Origin of the sequence: Microbulbifer agarilyticus (genome assembly GCF_001999945.1) — a bacterium.
In the GTDB taxonomy this organism is placed as follows: Bacteria; Pseudomonadota; Gammaproteobacteria; order Pseudomonadales; family Cellvibrionaceae; genus Microbulbifer; species Microbulbifer agarilyticus_A.
In genome coordinates, this window is record NZ_CP019650.1 from 3350767 (window position 1) to 3377032 (window position 26266).

22 protein-coding genes are annotated in these 26266 nt (G+C 55.3%); 16 read left to right on the forward strand and 6 right to left on the reverse strand.

All coding sequences use genetic code 11. The features are described 5' to 3' along the window. Positions 1–273 precede the first annotated feature (273 nt). Together Mag101_RS14070 and Mag101_RS14075 are read right to left on the reverse strand one after the other, a co-directional pair. A complete protein-coding gene (locus Mag101_RS14070) occupies positions 274–873 on the reverse strand; it encodes a Yip1 family protein (protein ID WP_077406335.1) in 600 nt (199 codons plus the stop codon). Between the two features lie 437 nt (positions 874–1310). Beyond that, on the reverse strand, positions 1311–2375 hold the full coding sequence (locus Mag101_RS14075; protein WP_077406338.1) for a branched-chain amino acid aminotransferase: 1065 nt from the start codon (positions 2373–2375) through the stop codon (positions 1311–1313). A gap of 604 nt (positions 2376–2979) precedes the next feature. On the opposite strand from Mag101_RS14075, the gene Mag101_RS17895 reads away from it, so the two are divergent. The 15 genes from Mag101_RS17895 (at position 2980) to glpQ (ending at position 20487) form a co-directional block, all read left to right on the forward strand. Further along, positions 2980–3225: a hypothetical protein gene (locus Mag101_RS17895; RefSeq protein WP_157520404.1), complete on the forward strand. Its 246-nt coding sequence runs from the start codon at positions 2980–2982 to the stop codon at positions 3223–3225. Then, on the forward strand, positions 3222–4517 hold the full coding sequence (locus tag Mag101_RS14080; protein WP_077406341.1) for a hypothetical protein: 1296 nt from the start codon (positions 3222–3224) through the stop codon (positions 4515–4517). Before Mag101_RS17895 ends, Mag101_RS14080 begins: the two co-directional genes overlap by 4 nt. A 237-nt stretch (positions 4518–4754) precedes the next feature. Beyond that, positions 4755–6119: a hypothetical protein gene (locus Mag101_RS17900; protein WP_157520407.1), complete on the forward strand. Its 1365-nt coding sequence runs from the start codon at positions 4755–4757 to the stop codon at positions 6117–6119. Positions 6120–6180: 61 nt separating this feature from the next. Then, positions 6181–7377 carry a hypothetical protein gene (locus tag Mag101_RS14095; protein ID WP_077406350.1) on the forward strand — a complete coding sequence of 399 codons (1197 nt, stop codon included), beginning with the start codon at positions 6181–6183 and terminating at the stop codon, positions 7375–7377. 123 nt (positions 7378–7500) lie between these two features. Continuing rightward, a complete protein-coding gene (locus Mag101_RS14100; protein ID WP_077406353.1) occupies positions 7501–9081 on the forward strand; it encodes a hypothetical protein in 1581 nt (526 codons plus the stop codon). Between the two features lie 349 nt (positions 9082–9430). Continuing rightward, a complete protein-coding gene (locus Mag101_RS14105; protein ID WP_077406356.1) occupies positions 9431–11521 on the forward strand; it encodes an SUMF1/EgtB/PvdO family nonheme iron enzyme in 2091 nt (696 codons plus the stop codon). An 11-nt stretch (positions 11522–11532) separates the two neighbouring features. Then, positions 11533–11895 (forward strand): hypothetical protein, encoded by a 363-nt coding sequence (locus Mag101_RS14110; protein WP_077406359.1) that lies wholly within the window; start codon positions 11533–11535, stop codon positions 11893–11895. A 120-nt stretch (positions 11896–12015) separates the two neighbouring features. After that, positions 12016–12810: a MotA/TolQ/ExbB proton channel family protein gene (locus Mag101_RS14115; RefSeq protein ID WP_010132654.1), complete on the forward strand. Its 795-nt coding sequence runs from the start codon at positions 12016–12018 to the stop codon at positions 12808–12810. 96 nt (positions 12811–12906) lie between these two features. Next, the gene (locus Mag101_RS14120) at positions 12907–14211 is read left to right on the forward strand and encodes a hypothetical protein (RefSeq protein ID WP_077406362.1); all 1305 of its coding nucleotides are present in this window, start codon (positions 12907–12909) and stop codon (positions 14209–14211) included. Continuing rightward, a complete protein-coding gene (locus Mag101_RS14125) occupies positions 14201–15283 on the forward strand; it encodes a vWA domain-containing protein (protein WP_077406365.1) in 1083 nt (360 codons plus the stop codon). Before Mag101_RS14120 ends, Mag101_RS14125 begins: the two co-directional genes overlap by 11 nt. Beyond that, positions 15280–16281 carry a vWA domain-containing protein gene (locus tag Mag101_RS14130; protein WP_077406369.1) on the forward strand — a complete coding sequence of 334 codons (1002 nt, stop codon included), beginning with the start codon at positions 15280–15282 and terminating at the stop codon, positions 16279–16281. Before Mag101_RS14125 ends, Mag101_RS14130 begins: the two co-directional genes overlap by 4 nt. 71 nt (positions 16282–16352) lie before the next feature. After that, on the forward strand, positions 16353–16979 hold the full coding sequence (locus Mag101_RS14135; RefSeq protein ID WP_077408350.1) for a hypothetical protein: 627 nt from the start codon (positions 16353–16355) through the stop codon (positions 16977–16979). Positions 16980–17055: 76 nt separating this feature from the next. Beyond that, a complete protein-coding gene (locus tag Mag101_RS14140; protein WP_232325038.1) occupies positions 17056–17739 on the forward strand; it encodes a hypothetical protein in 684 nt (227 codons plus the stop codon). Positions 17740–17791: 52 nt separating this feature from the next. Then, positions 17792–19243: a M48 family metalloprotease gene (locus Mag101_RS14145; RefSeq protein WP_077406372.1), complete on the forward strand. Its 1452-nt coding sequence runs from the start codon at positions 17792–17794 to the stop codon at positions 19241–19243. A gap of 158 nt (positions 19244–19401) precedes the next feature. Continuing rightward, positions 19402–20487: a glycerophosphodiester phosphodiesterase gene (gene glpQ, locus Mag101_RS14150; RefSeq protein ID WP_077406375.1), complete on the forward strand. Its 1086-nt coding sequence runs from the start codon at positions 19402–19404 to the stop codon at positions 20485–20487. A gap of 23 nt (positions 20488–20510) precedes the next feature. On the opposite strand, the gene Mag101_RS14155 is transcribed toward glpQ, so the two are convergent. Together Mag101_RS14155 and Mag101_RS14160 are read right to left on the reverse strand one after the other, a co-directional pair. Next, entirely contained in the window at positions 20511–22430 is a 1920-nt protein-coding gene (locus tag Mag101_RS14155) for a sensor domain-containing diguanylate cyclase (protein ID WP_232325039.1), read from the reverse strand. A gap of 432 nt (positions 22431–22862) precedes the next feature. Then, a complete protein-coding gene (locus Mag101_RS14160) occupies positions 22863–23654 on the reverse strand; it encodes an enoyl-CoA hydratase (RefSeq protein ID WP_077406378.1) in 792 nt (263 codons plus the stop codon). A 290-nt stretch (positions 23655–23944) separates the two neighbouring features. Between Mag101_RS14160 and Mag101_RS14165 the strand changes: the two genes are divergently transcribed. Next, positions 23945–24727, forward strand: a complete 783-nt coding sequence (locus Mag101_RS14165) for a tryptophan 2,3-dioxygenase (RefSeq protein WP_077406381.1) — start codon at positions 23945–23947, stop codon at positions 24725–24727. Positions 24728–24888: 161 nt separating this feature from the next. Here Mag101_RS14165 and Mag101_RS14170 read toward each other — a convergent pair whose 3' ends face one another. After that, on the reverse strand, positions 24889–25311 hold the full coding sequence (locus Mag101_RS14170) for an ExbD/TolR family protein (protein ID WP_010132670.1): 423 nt from the start codon (positions 25309–25311) through the stop codon (positions 24889–24891). A 166-nt stretch (positions 25312–25477) separates the two neighbouring features. Then, complete coding sequence (locus Mag101_RS14175) at positions 25478–25948, reverse strand: methylglyoxal synthase (RefSeq protein WP_077406384.1); 471 nt, start codon at positions 25946–25948, stop codon at positions 25478–25480. Positions 25949–26266: the final 318 nt, after the last annotated feature.

Below are 26266 nucleotides of genomic sequence, written 5' to 3' on the forward strand. Positions count from 1 at the left end.
TTGGTACGACTGTACCAATTAAAGGGTGCAAAGCACGTCAACGACCCTTGGCTGGATACTATCTGCTCCCCAGCCTGCGAGCAATTCAGGAAATGGAACTTTGTCTCAATTTAACCAGTGGATTTGCGACCGGCAGGTCTCGACATGCTTTCGAGCGACTGCCCCCAGAAGAATGGCGCACGCCATTCACAGAAATGCTCCGGGGAAAACCTGGGCTAAGGCATCAACCCGAGAGCCCGGTGTATGGCCGGGCTCCAGGGTAAGCAGCGCAGATCAGCTGAATACGGGGGCGGCCACGAAGCTCCAGAAGAGCACCGTTCCGACCATGACCACCACAGCCATCACCAGACATACGGTAACCACGGCGCTGGCAAACAGAAAACCGCGCTCCTCGGAAACGTTCATCACGATGGGGATGCCCACATACAGCAGGTAAACGGCATATGCGACGGCCAGCGTGGCCACCAGGATATCAAGCCACAGGATTGGGTAGAGACCTGCCGCACCGGCGATAAAAATCGGGGTTGCAGTAAACCCGGCGACCACAATCCCTTTCATAGGGTGTGTCTTGGCGCCGTAGGTTTTCGCCATCCAGTGAATAAAATAACCGACGGCAACCACCGCCAGAATCATGGTGACGTAGAACACGGCCACCAAGGAAAGCGCACTATTGTTGGTAAGCGTGCGGACCTCTCCGCTGCCGCCGATGTTCCAACCAATTTCGGTCGTACCGAAGTACCAGCATAACGCCGGCACCAGCGCCAGGATAATGACGTAAGGAATCTGGCGGTTGACCCCTTTTTCGGATAAACCGGCAATTTCCTGCCACTGCCTGCGCGGTTGTACCATCAGGCCGTAGAGATGATTCAGCATTCCCATTCTCCTCACTCACGAGGAACCACACGGCTTTTGGCCGCAGGGGAGAGCCTTTCAGGGAGTCACAGACGCAATTCGACTCCTGTGTCTCAATTTGATCTGGATACTACTTATCAAAGTGAGGGATACCGCCAAAGGCTTTTCCCAAAAGTTCCAGTTTCTTATTTTTTCACCGGCAATTAGCTCTTAGCCATTGATACCAGTGTATTGCACAGTGCCTGTTTCTCTCAGGCACGTTGTTGTTGTAACACCTCCGTCATGCAAGTCAACGGACGCTCTGTATTTCGCAGAAATAAAAATGCGGTCGTTCCCCATGGAAACAACCGCATCCTGAATAGTGCTACCGAAACACTCGAACCCCGGTTTTCGGCGGCGGTTCACTCAGCGACGCAAAGGCAGCCGCCAAGCAAATTGCGCGAAAGTGCCAAAAGACGTCACAAGCTGGCCATTTGCACCATTTGCATCCAACCGAAACGATCCTCGACCCGCCCCTCCTGAATATCCAGCAGTGCCGCACGCAATTGCGCGGCAACCGGGCCGGGGGCACTGGCCAGGCGGTAACGGTTTTCGCTATCACCAAGTTCGCTGATAGGGCTTACAATGGCGGCGGTACCGCACGCAAATGCTTCGCTACAGGTGCCGGAGGCGACCAGCGCCAGCAGGTCGTCAATATCGATTTCCCGCTCGTGGACTTCGATACCCAGGTCCCGTGCCAGCGTCAGCATCGAGTCTCGGGTCACGCCTTCCAGGATGGAACCATTCAGCGCTGGCGTATGTAGAGCGCCGTCCATCACCGCGAAAAAGTTCATGCCTGACAGTTCGTCTACCGTGCGCCGGTTACCCGGATTCAGCCACAGGGACTGGTCGTAGCCCCGCTCCTTGAGGCGCGCAATACTTAACAGTGAGGCCGCGTAATTACCGCCCACCTTCGCATCGCCGGTACCCCCAACCGCCGCGCGGCTGTCTTCCCGCTCGACCCACAGGCGCATATTGCCCGCATGGTAGGCCTCGGAAGGGCTGGCGATGACATAAAACTCGTACGCCTTGCTGGCGGTCACCGAAAGGTCTGGCTGGGTTCCGATCAAAAAGGGTCGAATATAGAGAGATTCACCAGTACCCACAGGGATGAGTGTTGCGCAGTGAGACACCACCGTGCGCACCGCATCCATAAACAAGTCTTCCGGTACGGGAGGCATACACAAGCGGCGGGCGGAATGAACCATACGCTCCGCGTTGCGCTCCGGTCGGAACAGGCCGATCTCACTGCCACAACGATAGGCTTTCATGCCTTCGAAACAGGTTTGCGCGTAGTGCAGAACCTTAGCGGCGGGATCCAGGGCCAGCGGTCCGTAGGGCACCAGCTCACCATCACTCCAGCGTCCATCCTGATACCGGGCACGAAACATAACTGGCGCCATCACGGTTCCGAATCCCAATCGCTCAGGGACTTCATACCCGCGCAGGCTGGTAATGGCTTCTGGTTGTATTTTTATGCTCACAAAGCTCTCCCACGGTTTCTGGTGCGGTCAATCCTGAGAATTATGGCTGCAACAGGGCCACTTTCCAAACCCCCAGACCAACAAGAAGCCAAATCATGCAACGAAACAAACAAAAATAGACATCTCTTAGGATAAACCACACCCGAACAACCAAAAATTCCGCCAGAGACGAAACCGCCAGCCGTGATGACATCTTCCCCTGCCTGCCGACACCCTAGACCACCCCAGGCAGACAACAACACACTTCGTCACCCGCTTCCTCAACAAGCGCGAATTATTGGCACTGGGATAATTCACAACGCCCTCTTCCCCACCGTCAAAATGCCAGACTGTTTTAAGCAAAATTTGCATCCGGTTCGGCAACCCGAGCGATACCCGGCACCAGGAAAAACTGCAGAGAAAATTACCGCCAACATCGACATCCGGAATTGCAGCACCGACGTACGAATGCCAGTTCGCGCCGAGACCAATGCGCGCCAATCAGTGAAGTAAAAGCCGAGTGGCGCGCCTGCCTACGCGAGGAGGCAAAGCACGAAATATCCTTGGCTATACTGAAAACACATGGACGGTAATCGCCGTATACAAGGAAAACCACCGCCAATGATTGGCAAAAGATTTTCCGGCGACACCAAAGTCCAGCGTCGATATCGACAACACACCGGGAAACCGGCAGGAAAGAACACGAACCACACTTCAGGGAGAGAAGTTCCGCGCGGAATCGTCGGCGGCAGAGAATTGCATGACTGCCAACGATGGAAGTAGCCACGTGGATATCGAGCTTGTCGAATTTTGTGTTGCACAAAATTCTTCAGGTCAGGCAAAACATGTAATGGAAGTGGTTCTATCGTGACACAGACAGATACCAGCAACGCTATTGCTATCGGCTTGATGTTTACAGCCTCAGCTCTGCTGTGTGGCTCTGTTGCGGCGGAAGAAAAATCCGCTCTCGACAATGCCAAGGCTCCACCTACGGCGTATATAGAGGCCGCGTCAAAACCACTGGAGAAACCCAAGCGACGACTTCGCCGCTCAGTGGCCATCGACGAGTACCGCCAGCGCATTGAAGACATGGAAGCCGAGCACGGTGCCTACGGCGCGGGCATTGACGAACAATTAATGGGTTTGGGCCATGCCCTGCAACGACAAGGCGCCCACGACGAAGCGATTTCACAGTTTCGCCGCGCAATGCTCATTAACCGTGTTAATGAAGGGCTTTACTCGCTCAACCAGGTGCCGATGATCGAACGCATCATCGAAAGCCAAGTCGCACTGAACGAGTGGGAAGGCGCCAACGACAACCACCAGTATTTATTCTGGTTGCACGCAAAAAACTATGGGGAAAAAGATCCACGGATGCTCCCCATCATCAATCAGCTAAGCAGCTGGCACCTGCAAGCGTACATTGATGAGAAAGGTGCAACCATGTTCGAGCACCTGATCAATGCAACGAATCTCTATGCGTTGGCAGTGGATATTATTTCGAACAATTTCGGCGCAAACGATTTGCGACTGGTCGAAGCTCTTCGAGGTTTGAAAGCATCGAACTATTACCTGGCGACCTATTCCGGTGAGCCGCAGGAGGCCATCGTAATCAACACCGGGTTCGCCGGTGGCAACATGTCGAATGAGCGCCGCATGCAGCTGGATCACTATCGCATGAATAGTTTCAGCTCCGGAAAAACCGCGATCACCAAGATCATGGATGTGTACCAGAAAAATCCCGCCTCGCCACCGGCGGCGTCCGCCAAAGCCAAGGTGGAACTGGGAGACTGGTATATGCTGTTCAACAAGTGGCACTCGGCGCGCAAAACTTACGGAGAGGCCTACCACGCACTCTGGGATAACGGCGCGACCAACCAGGAAATCGATGAGATCTTCGGACGCCCGGCGGCGCTACCCAGCTTGCCCTTGCTCGATGAAGATCGCGAAGCACTGGCGAATGCCTATGTGACCGTCTCTTACGATGTCACCGCTTTTGGCAAGGCGCGCAATATCCGTATTCTCAGCGCTCAGCCGGAAGGCAAGGTAAGCATCCGCTCGCGGGTTCGTAATGTGCTTAAGCGCGCGAAATTCCGTCCCCGCTTTGAAGATGGTGAACCAGTGGAAACGAAAGGCATCGTCCAGCGATTCGTTTTCGACTAAGCACTTTGTCAGCAAGTTTATCGGGATTCGAGTACACAAAGCCGTAGACATAAAGGAAACACGACGTGTTCGACTGATGTATCGAGGTAAGTGGAAGCGGCACGAACAACAAGGGAAAAAGTGGCATGAAATCTAGCCACTCCTCTAAACCTAGTGTTGCTAACACTGTCGAACAGACAAGGAACACGCGGGCCGCAGCGCAATCGCTGCGGCCCGTGAACGCATCAGGAGAAAGCAATGACTTTAAGGACGCTCGCACGTCGTTTCGACGCTTCCAACAGTGGCGCGCATAGCCGCAACTGGAAAACCCTCGCTTCGGTACTGGTCCTCGCTGCGGTGATCAGCGGCTGTAAAAATCAACAGACACAGCAACAGCCTCCGGCACAACCACAACAGCCATCCAGTTCGAGCCCTTCAAGCCCCTCGCAGTCTCAGTCGCAATCTCAATCGCAGTCATCGAGTTCGTCGAGCAGCCGCTCGCAGTCCAGTCCGTCCACGGCCAGTAGCATGCCGTCGCCGAGTTCACCGAGCAGTAGCCGCAGCCCGAGCGTGTCGACCTCGAGTAGCCAGGCACAACCTAACACCTCCTTCCCCAGTATTGAGTCCGGGGATCGCTCCAGCGAGCAAGCGTCTAGTGCCTCTGACCAGGGTGAGGAATCCAAGCGTCGCTCCAGTGCTCAAAGCAGCAGCGACGCAGACCCCACTGCCAGTCGCAACCCCTCCTCGCCTGTGTACAGCGATTCCGACCAGCGTCCGGAAGAATCCCGTATGCCACCGGACCCCTCTTCCAATAGCGAGGGGGAACCGCCGGATGAAATCGACTTTTCCGAGGAACAAAACACGGCCAGCAGCGCGTCCAGTAGTAGCTCCTCAAGCGCTTCGTCCAGCGCATCCAATAGCTCTTCGAGCAGCAGCGCATCAAGTAACAGTTCGCAGGCTAGTGCCAGTGCCTCTGGTGCGCCAAGTAGTGCGTCCAGTAGTTCTCCCAGCAGCGCCGCAAATGGGGCCCCAGCCTCTGCGCAGGGTGGTCAGAGCGGCGGACAAAGTAGTGCACAGCAGTCGAGTGCCTCAGCCAGCGCGGGAGGCCCCGCCGGCGGCAGTAGCGCACCTAATGAAGCGCCGATGAGCAGCGCAGAACGCGTCGCCGAACTCGAAGGGCAATTCGAATCCACCATGGTCAGCTACGACGGCATGATCCTGCGCGAGCGGGATTACGTGCGTAACCGCCCCGCTTCCGAGCAGGAAGAGGAAGCCATGGAGGACGAGGCTCCGGCAGGTGAATCCCTCGAAGACTTGATCCAGTCCGCTGAAGCAGAGTTACCGGCACCGCCGCCCCCCGGCGGTCAGGGTGAAGGTGGCTCAGGCCCCGAGCAAAGCAATTCCAGTGGCCAGGCAACCGGCCCGGGTCTTCCGACCAAGGGGCGCATGGGTGAATTTGATCACGGCGGCAGCCCAGCAGTGGTACCGGAAGACATTCCGACCGGAGACGATGACGATGTTGTCGCGCGCCAGATCCGTGAAGCGGCCACACGAGAAACGGATCCCGAGTTGCGCGAGCGACTCTGGGAAGAGTATCGGAAATATAAAAAATCACAGAAATAACAACGAGTAATCATCAGGGACACTTGAGAGAGTTCGGAGAAAATAGGGAGAGAGTGACGTCATGTTTTTCTCACATTTACGCAGTACCGTGTGCAGTCTGGCTTTTGGTCTTTTGACCATCACCGGTTGCACAACCACCGAAGTACGTACCACCGCCTATACACCGCTGACGGTAGAAGACCATGCCATCGCGGAAAATCGGTTATTGGATGTGGGTATCGTTCAATTTAATGCCGGGCTTGATCGAGAGGATGAGCCAGAAGAGGACGAACTGGTTTTTCCTGAACTCCGCCGCGCGGAATCCCGCTATATCGCCGTCACTCTTGCTGATGCACTGCAGTCCAGCCAGGGCTGGGGCGCGGTACGGGTAATTCCCAGCGAGCGAACCAATATCGATGTCACCGTTTCGGGCACCATTGTGCAGTCAGACGGAGAGACCCTTACCGTTGAAGTGACAGTGCGCGATTCTCGCGGACAGCTGTGGTTTACCAAGGAGTACACCGAGCTCGCGTCGCATTATGCATACGACCGCAAACACCCTACCGAAGGCGATGCGTTCCAGGGTATTTACAACCGCGTTTCGAACGACATGCTGATGTACCGACAGGGCTTGTCGGATCAATACATTGCCGAGTTGCGCACTATTTCGGAAATTAAATTTGCCCAGAGTTTCTCACCCAGTGCATTCCAGCGTTATCTGGTCCAGGACCAGAACGGTATGTACCAGCTGACGTCCCTACCTGCGGACAACGACCCCATGCTGCAACGTGTGCGCCAGATTCGCGAACGGGATTATCTGTTTGTGGACACGCTTCAGGGTTACTACGGGACCTTTGTCAAAACCATGAAGGCACCCTATCAGGAATGGCGCGCCATGAGTTTTGAAGAAGTGAAGCAAATGCGCGAACTCAAACGCAAAGCGCGCAACAACACCATCATGGGGGTTGCCGCAATCGTCGGTGGCATTGCCGCTGCTGGTGCTGGTGGTGGTGCCGCAAGCCAGGCGGGTAACGTTGCCGTTGCCGGCGGTGGCTACCTGGTGAAGAGCGGCTTCGATCGACGCTCCGAAGCCAAGATGCATATCGAAGCCCTTCAGGAGCTTGGCGACTCGATGGAAGCAGAGGTGGAGCCGCAAATTGTAGAACTGGAGGACCGCACCGTTACCCTGTCAGGTTCGGTGGAAAACCAGTATCAGCAATGGCGCGAAATCCTCAGAGAAATCTATCAGGCAGAAACCGGCGGCCTGCAGGATATTTGACTGTCTTTCCGCGGGTGCCCATTTCTGTCGGGTACCCGCAACGCGGAACAGTACAGGGCGCGGTTATAAGTTAATCACCGCCGCCAATCAATAGACAATAACAGCGAGCACAGCGGAATACACATGCAACACCGCGATTCCAATTCCAAAGATCCGTCCTACATCCAACCCGCAGAATTTTCTTTTGGTGGCGCGGAAGATGGCAATGCCCCCCAAGGTAATGTCAGCTCGGCGGACAAAAAAAACCCACAACACCACCCGCGGAAAAATGCGAGAAAATGGGGTCCACTACTCATTGGCAGCGGCATGCTGACCGGGTTGATCACCGTATTCTGGCTACTGCCGAAAATGGTCGATACCCCCGAGCCGCCGGTAATTACGACGACCGCTCAGGCACCGACTGACCCCAAAGCCGCTCAACCCAAGGTTGAAGCATCGCCTTTTACCGAAGCGGAGATCATGCAACAACGCCGGGATGTCCAGCAGGTGTTGCAGGAAATTCTCCAGCTACAGGAAGAGCTCCTTGAACGACGTGTAGAAACCTGGGCACCAGAGGACTACTTCGCGGCGCGCACCCTCGCAGAAGGCGCCGATGGGATCTATCGCCAGCGCAAATTTATGCAGGCACTGGAGCAATACCGACAGGCATTGGCGGCGATGCAACAATTGCGTGACAGTATTCCTGCGCGTATCGAGCAGCATCTGGCCGAAGGCAATAGCGCACTGGACATTGGCGACGACAAGGCCGCACACACCGCATTTGATCTGGCGCTCACTATTTCCGAGGGGCACCCGCGCGGGGCAAAAGGCAAGGCCCGTGCAGATCTATTGCCCGAAGTATGGTCACACTTCACCAGCGGCAAAGAGGCATTTGAAACACTGGAGTTGGATCTCGCTAAAACCGAGCTGGAAAAAGTACTGGCGCTCGATGCCGATACAGCGCCAGCCAAAGCCCTGCTACCGAAAGTGAAGGCGGCTATTCTCGAGCGTGATTACAGTGAAGCCATGTCGGCAGGTTATGCCGCGATTGATCGCAATGAATTTGAAAAAGCCAAAGGGCTTTTTTCCAAAGCCAAAAAACTGAAACCTAAGGCGACCGATCCGGATGCCGGCCTGCAACAAGCAGAGAATGGTATCGCCCAGACAAAAATTGATCGTCTATTTGCCAGCGCAAGGAAAAATGAAAAAGCGGAGCAATGGCACAAGGCTACAGCACAATACACGAAACTCATTGAGTCTGACGGTAGCCTGGTGGAAGCTATAACCGGTAAAGCACGTGCCAGCGCACGGGCGGAGCTCGATGATCAGTTGCAAGAACTATTGGGAGACCCGTTAAGCCTGAGCCAGGCGAAGCGCAACCAGTATGCACGCAAGGTACTTGCCGACGCGCGTGGACTGAATGCAGGGGGTACGCGTATCAGCGGTCAGATTGAATCCCTGGAAATCGCACTGACCCGATCGCTGATTCCTATTACCGTAGTGTTACAGTCAGACGCCAGCACCCAGGTCACCATTTACCACGTAGGTAAGCTCGGCAACTTCTCGCAACGGGAAATCGCGTTGAAGCCGGGCCGCTACACCGCCGTGGGTACCCGCCAGGGTTACCGCGATGTGCGCCAGGAATTCATTGTCGATCCCAAGTCCGACTCACCGGTTGTCACCATTCGATGCGCAGAGAAAATTAACAGCGCCAATAATTCCTGAATAGGGAAACCCTTCCCCGGCGAACAGATCAAAAAGTACAAGATTTTTCACGTTGTACACGCTGTTCGCTGGCATCGCCACCTCCGAAAACCTGACCCATTGGGCGCGTATTTTTTAGCTATTTTGACGAAGTCATCAGTGGACGAAATTGTCGTCTCAGTATCGCCAAAACAAGTAAAGCTACGCCAATCATCCGGCGATTCAGGTCGCACAGACGAGAGCAGACTAAGCTGAAATGCGCGGCTTTGTGTCTCTTGCCCAGAGGTGTCTCCGCCGAAACTGCATGCGGATAAAAATGCGACAGCCGCGACGGAAAAATCAATAAGTACGCAGTAACAGGGAATCATAAATGACAGCCAAGGAAGCGGTATCCGCTCGCGATAGTGAGCCGTCCAACGAAGATGCACCCGTTATTCAGCCGATTGGCTTCACCCCTGCTCCGGTGTCTTCCGGCAGTAAGAAACTGCTGCTGTCCCCTAGAGCGATCATCGTCGCCAGCTGCCTTTTCGCCGGCGCGTTGATGCTGGTGTACCTGCTGATCGCCCGCTCACTTATTTTCGAAACCCAACCCGGCGATGCCGACGTCACCGTAAGCGGTATTGCTCTGCCTCTGGGAGACGGACATCTGGTGCTACCGGGCCACTACAGCTACACCGTGAGCGCCACAGGGTATGTGCCACAAAGTGGCGAGGTGGAAGTGCGCAGCGATCGCAACAGTCGCCACGCGGTCAATCTGGAGCGCCTCCCTGGCCACCTGCAGGTGGTCACTGATCCCAATGTACCGGTACGTATTTTGGTAAACGGCGCGGAAGTGGATAGCAACGCCGGACTGGCGTCTGCTATCCCAGCGGGCCGCAAACGCATCACCATTCTTACCGAACGCTACCTGCCATTTAGCAAAGAGCTCGAAATCGAGGGGCTGGACAACACCCAGACACTCACTGCGAATCTGCGCCCTGCCTGGGCCAATGTGTACATCACCAGCAATCCGGCCGGTGCCACGGTGAGCGTCGAGGGAAAAGTTCTCGGCATCACACCGCTGACCGCGGAACTGGTACAAGGCGACCGGATGGTGGACATTTCACTGTCACAATACAAGACCATCCAGATTCCGGTGCCGGTAACCGCCGGTGTCGACCAGACTCTGCAAACGGTCGACTTGTCTGCCGCCGATGGCACCCTGCGTGTTGTGAGTACACCTTCCGGAGCCAGTGTCACAGTCAACGGCGAGTACCGGGGCCAGACACCAATGGATTTGGATCTCGCATCCAACAGCCGGCATAAATTGCGCTTCTTTATGGACGGCTACAGTACCGTTGAGCGTTCGGTGGATGTGCGTGCCGGCGACCTGCGCGACATGAACGTTGAGCTGACCGCAGTATTCGGCAAGGTATCGATTAGCAGCAGCCCCGCGGATGCTCAGGTGTTCATCGATGGCAAACTCGCCGGCGTTGCAGGCCAGACCTTCACCCTGCCCACCCGCAGCCACAGCATCCTAGTGCGCAAGGCGGGCTATGAGGATTACCAGACCACCATTGTCCCCTCCAACAAGTTGAAACAATCCGTTCGTGCCGTCTTGTTAACCGGCGAACAGGCCCGCTGGAGTAATGTCCCCACGGAGATTACCCATGGGGCAGGCGGCAAGATGCTGCTTATGCGCCCGAAGGCGGAATTCACCATGGGCTCCTCTCGCCGTGAGCAAGGGCGACGCGCCAATGAAGTGCTGCGCAAAGTTGCACTTAACCGTCCGTTTTACATTGGCACAACGGAAGTCACCAATCGTGAATACCGTCGCTTCCAACGCATGCACAACTCCAGTCACGCCAACGGTGTCAGCCTGGATAATGACAGACTGCCGGTCGTCAATATCAGCTGGAACGACGCCGCGCTGTTCTGCAACTGGCTCAGTGCGCGCGATGGACTCAAAGAGGTATACCGCAACGAGGGCGGCCGCGTTACGGGATTTGATGCCAGCGCCGACGGTTACCGCTTACCCACCGAAGCTGAGTGGGCCTGGGCCTCGCGCTTTGAGCGCGGTGCCATGCGCAAATTCCCATGGGGGGACGCACTTCCCGTAGGCAAAAACTCCGGCAATTACGCGGATAGTAGTGCAGGGCAAATCGTTCCCGCTGTACTGCGCACCTACAACGATCGCTACCCCGCAACGGCCCCCGTCGCCAGCTATGGCCCCAACCACATGGGCCTGTTTGATATGGGCGGCAATGTATCCGAGTGGATTCACGACATGTACAGCATCGGCACCGGTCTCTCCCTCAAACAAGAGGAAAATCCTGTGGGCACCCAGGACGGCGACTATCACGTGGTGCGCGGTTCCAGCTGGAAACACGCGGGTCTGACCGAGCTACGCCTGTCTTACCGCGATTACGGTGCGGATCCCCGCAATGACATCGGTTTCCGTGTTGCCCGCTGGGTCAAATAATTGGAGGGCATATGACACAAGAAAAATCGCAAAACAGTTCTGCGCCCATTGCACAAACGCTACTTGTGGCGAGTTCCAGCAAGAAACGCATAGCGCTCATTCTTGCAACAGCCTTCGCTTGTGCACTCGCCTTGCAATCCGCTCCGAGCATCGCGCAACAAGAGGCCGCCGACACCGCCAGCGAAAAGACGCAGCAGAGTGACGATTCAGAGAATACGGCAGCCCCGAAAACCGCCGTAGACACCGAGGCAGCACCAAAACCGAAGAAAGTCAAAACCACGATTAAAGCGCAAAGCGCACAAAGCGCAGACAGTTACGAAGCAACGGAAGAAATTTCCGAGGACCTTTCCGTTTCGTATCCGGTGGATATCTGAAGGGAACACGGACATTGCACCTAACCCAGATAACGGACAGGTGCGCAGAAGAGCACACACAGACAATAGCAATACCGGGCCAATCACCAATGGAAGGCCCCCAAAAAAGCGGGAAATCTCATGAAATTCAAGTCTTCAGATTTTATGTTCCAGCTGTTTGCCCTGCTCGGGGCCATCATCCTGGTCCATGCCATCTATGTAGCAATCATCCGTCCAAATGCGGACGCCTTGATTGCAGAACAGATGGCGCGTGAAGAGGCCGGGGAAACCTACGCGCAACAGCGATCACTCTACATTGTGATGCGCGACTACGAGCAAGAAGCCTGTTTTGTCCTGATGCTTTGGGCCATGGCCATCATGGGGCTCAAAGCCCGCCGCTCAATACGTGAACGCAAACTGCTGGATGAAGCACTACTCAATGTCAGCGAGGGCACGCCGATACTCCCGGAAGACGCCCGGGATCTCTCGCGACCGATCCAGGCGCTGCCTGAAGACGAACGTAACTTTTTGCTTCCACGTGCACTACTCACTGCACTGCAACGTTTTGGCTCGACCCGCAACGTGGCTGCGGTTTCAAATTCCGTAAAAGAAGTCTGTGAGACAGAAGGTGATCGTCTGGACAGTGAACTAGCCATGGTGCGGTACATCACCTGGGCCATCCCGTCGATCGGATTTATCGGCACCGTACGCGGTATTGGTGAGGCCCTGGCACAGGCCCACCGTGCAGTGGAAGGCGATATTGCCGGCGTCACCGTAAGCCTGGGTGTGGCTTTCAACTCCACCTTTGTGGCACTGGTAATCAGCATCGTCATTATGTTTTTCACCCACCAGCTGCAGCTAATGCAGGAGCGCTTGGTACTGGATACACAGAACTATTGCGACAACAAATTACTCCGCTTCCTCAAGGTGAGTTAAAGCGGGAGAGAAGATTTGAGCAACACCGGCAACCCCGGTTAACCAGAGATTCGGCAAGTCACGGACCTGACTGCCCAGAGCAAAACAGGAATTGGCATGAGCAAGGGTGTACTGGAAATTAACGACTGCGGCCTGCGTGTTTTTGATAGCACAAACGAAATCCTCGAAAGCCCGGGGGTCGCGATTATTAACAGCCACGAAATCATTACCGGAACCGCGGCACTGATGCGTGCGCGCAGCCACCCCACCGAGGTTAATCATCAGTTCTGGCGGCGGCTGAGCCTGGAGTCGGTGAAGTCAAACAATCCGGGATGTCGTCACCATGCGGATCTCGCTTTTTGCCAGCTCAAGCACATTGCAGAACTTTGCGACCTGCCAGATGAAGTCGCCCTTGCGGTGCCCGGAAATTTTACCCATGAACAGCTAGCCCTGTTACTCGGCGTCGTGAAGGAAAGCGCATTTAACAGCGTCACACTCATTGATAGTGCCGTTGCCTGTATCAGTAGTTGCGCGCCACGCGGTGGTCATCTGCACGTGGAACTGCACCGTCATCAGACCCTGGTGAGCCGTGTACAGGTACACGAACACGCGGAACTGGAGATTGCGGAAACCGTTACCGACTCGGGTCTGCAGCATTTCCAGGAAGCCTGGGCACGAGTGTTTAGCGATGCCTTCGTGATGCAGTGTCGCTTCGACCCGTTCCATTCGGCCGAGGCAGAGCAGCAGTTGTATGACCTGCTGCCCCAGTGGATAGCCCGCGCGATGCGCCAGGGTGAAGTCATGGCAGAACTGGACGACCGCACCGCAAAGGTCAGTCTGCGCCAACTGCAGGATGCGAGTACCCCCATTCTCTCCCGGGTGCGCGCGATGATCGACAATCTCGGCGATGCCAACAGCGTGGTATTCGTCTCCCATCGCTGGGCAGAAATCCCGGGCGGCGCACAACTCGCCGAACGTATCCATTTGCTCCCCCACAATGCGGTGGCCCAGGCAGTGGAAACCCACTGGCAGGAACTGCACTCGGAAACCGGCAATCTGCGGCTGATTACCAGCCTGCGTGCAGCGGAGGCCCACGATGTCGCAGTACAGATCAATGCGGCCGCAGAAGCAGGCGCTACCCATCTGCTGCATGGGCACCGCGCTCTCGCCGCACAACAGCCGCTGTTTGTGAGCTGGCAGAACGGCAAGCTGGACGTCACTCCTACGCCACCCACTCACCCTGCGGCCACCATCACCAATCACGCCGGGCGCCTCGCGCTGCGCGTGGATGCCGGTGCGGACTTGATGCTAAACGGCGAATCCATTGCCGCCCCGGTGAACCTCACTGCAGGAGATCGCATTGGTGTGGCGGACTTCGACGGCGTAATAACTGCGATTAGCGTGGAACAATATGGCGCGTAAAAACCGGCGTTTTACAACGTTCAGCCTGTCATTCCTCGACATCATGTCCTGCGGGTTTGGCGCCGTGGCGTTGATCTTCCTGATCATCAAACATGGCTCGGATCACGACGTCGAGGCGGAAAACCAGGACCTGTCGGCGGAAGTAAACCTTCTGCAGGAAGAAGTGCAATTCGGTCGTGAGCACATGGTGCTCGCCCGTAACACCCTCGACACCACTAGTGACGAGCTTGCCGAAGCTCAGGGGCTGGCGCGGCGAATCATGGAGCAGATCGAAGAGGTAAAAGGCAACCTTGCCGAAGTGGATAGTACGACCGATGAGATGGACATCGCCCGCCTGCAGAAAAAACTGAAAAAGCTGGAACAGGCCAAGAAACAGCTCGAAGAAGAAAACAAAAAGCTCGGCAATAACGTGCGTAAATTTGTCGGCGATGGTGACCGGCAATACCTCACCGGCTTGCGCCTCGGCGGCGACCGGATTCTGATCCTGCTGGACTCCTCTGCCAGTATGCTCGCCGATGAGCTGATCAAGGTTATCCGTACCCGCAACATGTCGGATTCGGTGAAGCGCAATACGGAAAAGTGGCGCCGGGCCAAGCAAACTGTCAACTGGCTGGTGGCTCAGTTCCCCCAGGATAGTCAGTATCAAATCTATACATTCAACACTGGTTTTCAGGCCGCCATTGTCGGCACCGAAGACCGCTGGCTGAATGTCGACGATCGCGACCAGATTGATGAAGCCATGAAGTCGCTGGATAAAGTTGTCCCACAGAATGGCACCAGTCTCGAGCGGGTTTTCCACGCGGTGAACAATATGTCTCCGCTGCCCGACAACATCATCCTGATCACCGACGGCTTGCCCACCCAGGGCATGAAAGCGCCGCGTGGCAATACTGTATCCGGCAAGGACCGACGGAAGCTGTTCCGCAGCGCGGTGAAGGTGCTGCCCAAGAGTATTCCGGTCAATGTGGTACTCGCCCCGATGGAGGGTGACCCCTTTGCCGCTAGTGAGTTCTGGAAGCTTGCAATGAGCAGCCAGGGATCCTTCCTCGCACCCTCTAAGGACTGGCCATGAGTAGACGTAGTAAACGACAGCAAGAAGAGTTCAGCATTTCTTTTCTCGACGTCATCTGTTGTGGATTCGGCGCAATCGTCCTTCTGCTGATGATCGCAAAAACCGTGGAGCCTATCGTGCTCGAAGAAGCGGAACTGGATCTGGACGGCCAGGTACAGGAGCTGCAGGAACAACTGGCAGAAATCCGCGGCGAAACCACCGTTTTGAACCGTGACCTGAACGCGAAGAAAGAGCAACTGGACATTGAGACCAAACGCATTGCCAAGCTGAAAGGCGAACTGGAAACCTTACAAGCCGTCTACGCCCGTAAAACCGAGAGCGAGTCCGAGGAAGGCAAGCTGAAAGGTGAGCTGACCATCGCCCTGCAGAGCATGACCGACGAAATGAAGCGTCTGCTCGGTGAAAACTATCAGCGCAAGAACAATGTGATCGGCGGTATCCCCGTAGATAGCGAGTACATCCTGTTCATCATCGACACTTCCGGCAGTATGTTCAATTACGGCTGGGATCGAATGATCGAAGAGATGGTAAACACGCTCAATCTCTACCCCAACGTGAAAGGCATCCAGGTGATGAACGATATGGGGGACTACATGTTCTCCAACTATCGCAACCGCTGGATTCCCGATACCCCCGGGCGCCGCCAAGCAGTGCTCGACCGGTTGCGCGCCTGGAATCCCTTCAGTAACTCGAGCCCAGTGGAAGGTATCCAGAAAGCCGTGCGCACCTTCTATGACCCCAACAAGAAAATCAGCATCTACGTGTTGGGTGACGAGTTTACCGGCAAGTCGATTCGCAACGTAATGATGGCGGTTGATCGCGTGAATGCACAGCGGGGTGAAGACCAGCGAATGGTGCGTATCCATGCCATCGGCTTCCCGATCCAGTTCTCGCGCCCACTGCACCTGCAAACAACAGGCCTGCGCTTTGCCGCACTTATGCGGGAGCTCACCTACCGTAACGGCGGCACCTTCGTAGGACTCAACGATTTCCGGTAAAAATAATTTGATCAGGGGCACGGATAGCCCGGGAGCAAACAATGAACATCTGGCTATATGGACTTCGCACAATGAGCAGGCTTTTCGCGATACTCGCCGTGGTGCTACTCACCGCCTGCGCCCATACCGTTTCGGTAGATGGTCAATTCCCCACCCCTGTGGGTAGTCAGCATCCACTGACTGTCGGAGTCTATCTGAGCGATGACTTCCGACAATTCACTTATAGCGAGAACCGGGATGACCGCGATGAGTGGAACATCAATACCGGACGCGCGCAGAAAAACCTTTTCGAGACCGTACTTGGCTCAATGTTCCGGGAGACCATCAGCCTCGCCCAGTATCCCAGCGATCTGCCCCAAGGGCTGGACTTGGTGATTGTGCCCGAAGTGCGTGAGCTCCAGTTCACCATGCCGCGGGAAACCCGCGTGAATATTTTTGAGGTTTGGATCAAGTACGACATGCATGCCTACAACCAGCGCGGGGATTCTGTGGCCGAGTGGGTAATTACAGCATACGGAAAAACCCCAACCGCATTTTTGAAATCGCAAGAGGCCGCATTGGCACAGGCGATAAATGTAGCACTGCGAGATGCGGGTGCCACACTGTATACCGGTTTTACACAGGTACCGGAACTGCAAGCGTTTATCGCTAATAAGCAGCGCGCACTGAGTATGCAGGAAGCGACAGACGACGAGTAATGCGCAGCCGCGCAGTAGGGATTTGTGAGTTCGGGCCGAGTCGTATCCGGCAGGCCCAATCAAGGAGGATGGTTCGGTGAAACCCCTGAGTAATTTGGCAGCACCACTATTGCTGGCCACAGCAGCGCTATCCAGCGGTGGTTGCACCACCGTGGTTATTGACGAATATCGGCGTAGTACCGGCGAGCTGGCTGTTGGCGATTCTGTGGTGATTCTCGGCAGACGGCATTCCAGTGAATACGAAACCGAGCCCGACCTGATTGATTGTGTCGGAGACACTCTGCACAACCCCGAGTCCGGGGTGAACGTTATTCCAGAACAGCAGTTTGTCGACGCCCTGTATCCATGGTTTGAACCGCGCAAAGCACCCATGCATATCAAATCGCTGAGCAAGCTGATGGATATTCCCGACGTGCGCGACCGCATGGAGCAGTATGGCGTGAAGTACATCGTCTGGATTGACGGTTCGACGGAAACCACCTCCAGCGCAGGCTCTATTGGCTGCTCGATTAGTACCGCAGGTGCGGGCTGCTTCGGTTTCGGCACCTGGGATAAAGAGTCGGACTATGAAGCGTCGGTATGGGATTTCCGCGATCAGGAGCTGTCAGGAAAGATCAGCGCTGATGCCCAGGGTACTTCTTACATGCCCGCGATCGTCGTACCCATCCCACTAATTGCCCGCGTACAGAACAACGCGTGCAAGGGCATGGCCGCGCAGTTACGGGAATTTTTATTACCACCACAATCCGCCAGTCGGTAGCGATCGGCGGTCACTTAGCTAAGGATCGGAGAGAATAAGACAGGAGATCATCATGCACACATTCAAAAAACTTATGGTCGCAGCTCTGCTGGCCAGTGCAGTGGGCTGTGCATTCAACCCAGCCACCAATCGACCAGACCTGGTGCTGATGTCAGAAGAGAAAGAGATAAAGATCGGGCGTGAAATGCACGAGAAGCTGGTCGCTAGCACCCCGACCTATAACGATCCAATTCTGAATGCCTATGTGGAACACGTGGGGCAAAAAATTGCCCGGGCCAGCGATCGTCCAGACCTGACCTATTACTTCACCATCATCGACAGTCAGGATATCAATGCCTTTGCACTACCCGGCGGCTATGTGTACATCAACCGCGGTCTGCTGACCTATCTGCAGTCTGAGGCCGAGATGGCGGCAGTACTCGCCCATGAAGTGGGGCATATTACCGCCCGCCACGCGGTCCGCCAGAAAACCGCCGCCACAGGCGCGGGTGTTGCCTCGGTACTTTCCGTGCTGGTTACGGGCAGCGGCGTTGTCGGCGATGTGGCAAACCTCTGGAGCACCGCAGCGGTGAAAGGCTACGGTCGTGACATGGAGCTCGAGGCCGACCGCTTTGGTGCCCAGTACATGTACAACGCGGGGTATGACCCGCAGTCAATGATCAATGTGATCGCACTGCTGAAGGATCAGGAAACCTTCGCTCGGCGCCGTGCCAGGGTCGAAGGGAAGAAACAACAGACGTACCACGGTGTTTTCTCATCCCACCCGCGCAATGACATTCGCTTGCGCGAAGTCGTGGAGGCCGCGGGTGAACTGCCGGAAGACAAGAAAATTACCAAAGTGGAATATTACCGGGAGCGCACCGATGGACTGGTGTACGGTCAAAATGCACAGGAAAGCGAAAAGAATCGCTTCAATCACAAGAGCCTCGGCTTCTCGCTTTTGTTCCCCGATGGCTGGAATGTAGAAAACCAGCGCAATGCGATCGTCGGTACCGCCCCGGACAAATCCGCTATGATGACTATTCGCGTTGGCAAACGCGATGGTAACCAGCCTGCGGATATGGCACTGCGTGGTGTATATGACGTGCGCAGCCTTGAGGAAGACGAAGCCCTCAGCCAATACCGTTTGGAGGGGCACACCGGCAAACTGCCTGTGCGCACCACAGATTCACCAGACCGTGTCGCGGTGCTGTTCTATGGTAGCCGGCAATACATCCTCGAGGGCAAAGTTTCCGAGGAGTCAGAGGATAAAGAGAAGCAGGCGGAATACGACAACTTGTTTATGACGAGCATTCGCAGTTTCCGTCCATTGCGTAAAACCGATATCGTGAAGCCAGATATCAAGCGCGTGCGCTATGTACAGGCAAACGATAAGACAACCTTTTCATCGCTGGCCCGACATATGGAAATCGGCGAATACGCGGAGGAGCAATTGCGTCTACTCAACGGCTACTATCCGCGCGGTGAACCCAAGGCCGGAGAATGGATCAAAATCGTTCAGTAATTTGACGTACTCATTGCGGGCGCCAAAATCAGCGCCCGCGCCCTTCCCTCACCTCTGACTGACACACTTTTGTCACAATTCACTTTCTGCCATTGCGCCATTTTTATTCCAGTTCAACCCGGGTATGTTTAGGCGAACTCTCAATTGCCAGTACCGCCATGCGCTCTCTTTGTTTCATTTTTATTACGTTTGCCTGTGTTTTTTCTCAGAGCCTGCACGCCTCTGAGCAGAACAATCCAATTGTTATCGCGCATCGCGGTGCGTCTGGCTATTTGCCTGAACACACACTCGAAGCGAAAACCCTGGCCTACGCCTTGGGTGCGGATTACATCGAGCAAGATCTGGTGTTAAGCAAAGATAACCACCTGATTGTAATGCACGACATCTATTTGGATCATGTCACCGATGTCGCGAGCAAGTTCCCAGATAAAGCCCGCGCCGATGGGCATTTCTATACCATCGACTTCACTCTCCCTGAACTCAAGCAACTGCGTGTAACCGGACCTTTCGTAAAAGTGCTTGGAAAGGAGATACCGAAATACGGCAAACGCTTTCCGCTGTGGCGCTCGCAATTCCAACTGGCGACGTTTGAAGAGGAGCTGGAACTTATTCAGGGCCTCAACCAGTCATTGGGCTACAACACGGGCATCTATCCGGAGATAAAGAAGCCCTATTTCCATGCACAAGAGGGGCGCGACATTTCCCGCGCGGTACTGCAAGTACTTAAGCAGTACGGCTACACAAAGCCCGATAGCAAGGTCTACCTGCAGTCTTTTGATGCTGAAGAACTGCAACGTATTCATCAGGAGCTGCTGCCCGCAATGAACATGGATATACCGCTGGTGCAGTTAATCGCCGAAACCGATTGGGAAGAGAAACGGGTAAAGCAGGCGGGGCAGTGGCAGAACTACGATTTCGACTGGATGCACACACCAGAAGGGCTGAAAAAGATCGCGGGCTACGCTGCGGGGATCGGCCCCTGGCATCCAATGCTGGTTAACGATGAAGGAACAGCAAGCGCACTGCTAACGGAGGCGCGCAAACTGGGACTGCAGGTACACCCATACACATTCCGCGCAGACCCACTGCAGATCCCAGATGCTTACCGAGATTTTGAGGAGTTTATTGGGTTGTATGTGGAACAACTGCAGGTTGATGGTCTGTTTACCGACCATCCGGATAAGGTGCGCAGTTACCTGTCACAGCGTCGCGAACAGCAGCCCCGCGAGGAAGTCTCCCCCTAGGCAGCGAGCCCCCCGTACATGTATCAGGCGGGCTCGACACCCGCGGTGTCGGAAGTCGTTAAACGACGCTCGGTAGCAGTGTCAGCATCTGACGCATAATCCACCACTTGGTTACGCCCCTGCTGCTTGGCCCGGTACAGTGCCAAATCGGCCTGGCGCATTAATTGCTCGACGGACACATCGTTATCGGTATGTGCCACACCAATGCTCGAGGTGAAGCTTACCTCCCCTGCGGGGGTTGGCAGGCGGATACCGGCAATTGCGTCTCTAAGCCGCTCCGCGGTATGCAGCGAATCCGGCCTGGATTCGGTGATCAGTAGCGCAAATTCCTCACCACCCAGGCGGCCAAACACATCCGTCTCGCGTATCTTGGTTTGAATCGCTGCACTGAACTGGCGCAGCGCTTCGTCACCCACCCCGTGTCCATGTTCATCGTTGATGGACTTAAAGTGGTCGATATCAAACATCAATAAACTGGCAGGCTCACTTTGGCGATAGGCGCGCTTGATACAGAGTTCGGCGTCCGCAAGGAAGCTGCGGCGATTGCGAATACCGGTGAGTGGGTCAGTCCGCGCTTCCATCTCGGCGAGTTGCTTCGCCTTCTCCAGCTCTTCCGTACGCGCACGCACCAGGCCTTCGAGCTTAACTTTCGATTGTTCGAGGTGTCGCCGATACTGCCGTTCCGATTCCAAAGCCTGTATACGCACCCGACGCAGCTTGATCCCCATGGCGGCCATAATCGTCACCATTTCGACAAAAGAGCTCAATGGCGGCAGGTAGTAGTTCACCAGGTTGTGATCAACCACACCGAGATCGCGCAGTGCCTGATAGAAGAGCCCGGCCAGTAACAGTGTCCAGCCCACAGCGAATACTGCCGCCTCACTGGACCCCTGCCGCCAGCGCACCAGCGCAATGACCGTGGAGGCCGGGTACAACAGCAGCGCCAGGGTAATCGAGATCAACGCAACAGCCTTGAGCTGCAAAATTGCGCTGATCAACAAAATGCCCGCATTAACCATCATCAGGATGAGTATGTAGTCGAGACGTGGGGTGTACTTGCGGGTTTGCAAAAACAGGCGATCAAACACCACGCCACACAAAATGCTGATGGCACCGGTGGCGGACATATAGCTCCAGTGGAAGTCCTGCTGGAGAACATATTGGTGGGTGAACCCCAAAATCGTACCCCAGGCGACGATTTTGGAAATGCCATACACGAAATAGGCAAAGAAGCTGGAATCGCCTGTGGTAATACCCACAATAAGCGAGAACAGTGAGATCAGCGCAATGCCGCCGAACAGGAACGCGAGTATGGCGGTTTCACCGGTGTGGGACTTGCTGAGCGCATCCGGGGTCCAGATTCTCATCGAGGGGAACACAAAGCCCGCCTCCTCAGAGTCGTAGCGCACCAGAAACTTCACCGTCTCGCCCGGCGGCAACTCCACAGGTACGACAAATCGGTTGTGAAACACCGGGCGCTGGGTGAACGGCTCCCCCATTGCCAGGTCTACCAGCTCGAGGAAATCTGCAGAGGATTCGCCACGCGCAAACGCCTGCAGACGGATTAACTGGTGATCCACATATTCCAGATGTAGTGGCAATGCCTGCTGATGGGTATTGTGCAGTTCGAAGTAAGACCAGTAGCTGCCCTTTTGCAGCCCGGTGGAACCGCCTCCCGCCAGCGGGGAGAAACTGCCAGACTGCAGCGCCGCCAGTGCATCCGCCAGCGTTGCCTGGCCACTCGGGTCATGCCAGATATTCGCCTGTCCAGTGCGCTGATTGCCCTCTTCACCAGCACCGACTTGCGTAGCGACCTGCGCAAGCACCGAAACCGGAATGAGAAGTAGCAGCACCAGCACAGCAAAAAACCGAGCCGAGGCCCGCTTCACGCAGCGCGATGCCGACACATTGGAAACCCCTAGCGAGGACAGAGTGGCGTTCATGGACAGCCCGAAATTGCCAGTTATAAGTGTTATTCAATCAACTGCTGAGCTTAACAAGCCTCGCGGCAGTGCATTTTCCAGCCATATTTATTGTTCGCAGCTGGGGACTGGCCCGAGGAGCCTGCACAGTACCGGTGCGGAGCCTATCAGCCCCGTCTAACTGACTAGCAGTTTACCGGGTCAGGCCCGCAGAATCACGGTCGAATGAGGGCCTGATTGCGCAAGACTACATCCACATTCACTGGCGAAATAAGGCGCACCAACGAGCGACGTAGCACTCGGTCGATCAGGCAAATAGAAATTCCGATATATGGATATAAAAACAAAAATGGCCGCCCTACGGCGACCATTTTCGAACCCTGTTCCACTTAATAGTGAGCAATGCGCGCCAGAAGGCGACACCACTAAAGCGAACAGCGATGTAATAGTTTGTCACTCAAACCGGGAAAAATCTGCCGGCCGCTTTTCCATAAAGGCCGTAGCCGCCTCACGGAACTCCTCCGACTGCAGGCGCTGCTGGAAGTGCAGCGCCTCTTCGCGAATCACCGCCATACCATTCTCGTAGGTACCCTGACGCAGCAGTTTTTTACTCAGACGCACCGCTTCGGGGGCCCTTTTCGCGAGTTCTTGCGCATATTCACGCGCGCGCCCCAGAGCCTCGCCGGAAAATACGACTTCATTACAGATATTCACGTTAGCCGCGGTCTGGGCATCAAACTTATTGCCCAGCAACAGCAGTTCAGAGGCTTTGGTGTGGCCCATGATGCGTGGCAACAACAGGCTGGATGCATACTCCGGGCACAGCCCCAGGTTCACGAATGGCATCTGGAACATCGCGTGATCTTCCGCGATCGCCAGGTCACAGTGCAGCAGCAGCGTGGTGCCGATACCCACTGCCACCCCGCTGACCGCAGCAACAACCGGCTTGGGGAATTCGTACAGCGCGGTCATAAACTGAAACACGGGTGAGTCTTCGCTGGACGCCGAGCCATCGAGGAAATCTGTAAGGTCGTTGCCGCTGGTGAAGGCACCGCCGGCGCCGGTGAGGATGACAACCCGCACCTCGGAGTTCGCGGCTGCATCTCGCAGCAGCTGCGCCATGGCGGAGTACATGGCCTTGGTCAGCGCGTTTTTACGCTCTGGCCGATTAATGGTGATCTCCAGAACCCGGTTGCTTAATTGGGCATCAATTTCTGCACAGGGGCTTTCGAAAGGGCTTGGCATACGGGGCTCCGCTATTACTTGGTTTCGTTATATTCGTGGCCATCAGCGCTAGTTTAGCCAGTCATTGCGCGCTTACGAGGTCCATTTCGACCAGTTTGCGTTACCTAACCCGAATTCACGCCCCACGGCGATACAACCACACGTCACGCAATGTACTTTCCAAAAAATACCTTATCGACCTTATAATGTGGCCAAATTGGTGCAAATTAACGCAACTTTTAATTTAAATACCGGCGAATACCGTTACATATATTGCAACTGGCGGCATTCGACAAAAGGAACCCTCTGACATGACCGTTACCTACAGCTCTTACCTGAAGGTAGACGAGCTGCTGGAATGCCAGCAACCGCTCTCCGAAGGCCCTGAACACGACGAATTACTGTTTATTGTTATCCACCAGAGCTACGAACTGTGGTTCAAGCAGCTGCTGCATGAGCTGGACTTTCTGGTGCGCCTGTTCTGCGCAGGAGAGCGCAATCGCGCACTACACACACTCAAGCGGGTGGATACAATTTACCGCACGCTGATCCAGCAGGTGGATATCCTGGAGACACTAACGCCACTGGAATTCATGTCCTTTCGAGACCGCTTATCCACCGCCAGTGGTTTTCAGTCTTATCAATTCCGTGAACTGGAATTCCTCTACGGCGCTAAGGATCCGCGCAAACTGCAGAACTACGAGCAAGGGTCTGAGCACTACCAACGTCTTCAAACACGTCTCGAAGCCCCTACGCTGTGGGATGCTTTCCTGCAGTTCCTCGCCCACGAGGGGCACACCATTCCAGATAGCGTGTTAAATCGGGATTTCAGTCAGGTCGCAGAGTCTTCTCCGGCGGTACGGGCCGTGTTGATTGATGTTTACCGCAATGACCCGCTGGTAAGCGATATCTGCGAGGCTCTGGTGGATATCGACACCTCACTGCAGCAGTGGCGCTATCGCCATGTAAAAATGGTTGAGCGGACCATCGGCAGCAAAATGGGCACCGGTGGCTCCAGTGGTGTGGGCTACCTACAAAGTACCCTGTTCAAGCCGGTATTCCCCGACCTGTGGGCAATTCGCTCCGAGTTTTAACCCCGTGCCCACGAGCGGTCACTATCGGCCGCTCGTAACTAAGCGCAATTCCGAGGCCCCGACTCTCCAACACCAAATTCCGGGCATAAAAAAAGCCAGCAAGCGCTGGCTTTTTTTGATCCTGTGAGAGAGCAGCTCCCGCGGGACACTCTCTTCGTGAATCAGTCTTCGAACGGTACCAGGGAAACCTGAATATTCGGGTTTACCTCTTTCGCCGCGTCAGCGATGGTCACGTAAGTGTCCGCGCTGGACTTGTTGTGCGCACGGATAATCACGATCGCCTGCGGGTTTTCCGCGAAGAGCTGAGCAATACGTGCACGTACTGCACGGCTGTCCACTCGTGTCGGGCCCATCCAGATCTCGTCAGCAGAGTTCACGCTGATCAGGATGTTTTGCTTGTCGGGGTCGGGCGGAGTTTCTACCTGCTGATCCGGATCAGGTACATTCACGTCCAGCGCCTTCTCTTTTACGAAGGATGCCGTCACGATGAAGAAGATCAACATGATGAATACGACGTCCAACATGGGCGTCAGGTCGATATCCGCTTTTTCTTCTTCTACGGCCTTACCGCGTCGTCTACTCATAAAACACCGTACAGTTTTTGATTCGAATTCGCCGGATTCACCGGTCTAATCAGGTGGGGAAGATTGCCGCGAAATGGCCACCAATGCAAGTGCAACCTACACAACCACAACATAAGCCTTAAAAATCAAAGGCTTACAAACCGCAGAATACCCGAAAGCTCACATTTTATACAGCAAAATCGCCGGTACGACTCGCTAGATAGCCCTGATAGTCAGGTACTTCTCGGGCGAAACTTTGCGACATCAGGGCCGAATGAATCATCATATCCGCACTGCTCGCATTACATGCCACCGGGATATTCCATACCGCCGCGATACGCAGCAGTGCCTTCACATCCGGGTCGTGGGGCATGGGCTCAAAGGGGTCCCAGAAGAAGATCAGGATATCTACATCGCCCTGGCAGATCTTCGCGCCCAGCTGCTGATCGCCGCCCATAGGGCCGCTAAACAGCTTTTCCACCTGCATTCCCGTAGAAGCCTCAATCTGGGTGCCAGTGGTCCCGGTACCGAGCAACTGATGCTGTTCGAGAATGGCACGGTGCTGTTTGCACCAGTCAATAAGCCCCTGCTTCCGGTTATCGTGCGCTACCAGCGCGATGCGCTTTTGTGCGGCAATCGGCTTGTCGATCGTATTCATGTGACCTCCAGCTAGAATCGGGTCAGTTTTATCTGTCGCCAGTCACTCTCAACCGCTCTTGAATCGAGAGACATAAATAGACGGCAACATTGCGAAATTGTTCGCGTGGCAGAATTATGCAAAATTCCACGCCCGGCATCTATTGCCCTGTTATCTCTTAATGCGCCCCTAAACCTGACTCCGCGTCCCCCTTACCGGCTCCGCGCATCGACAAAGCCGCAATGTCACGCTCTAGTTCTAAATGTCACACTCTAAAGGCGGCGCCCTCACGCCGAGAAGCCTATGTATAATCCACGGTCGATGTACCCAATAGCGGGC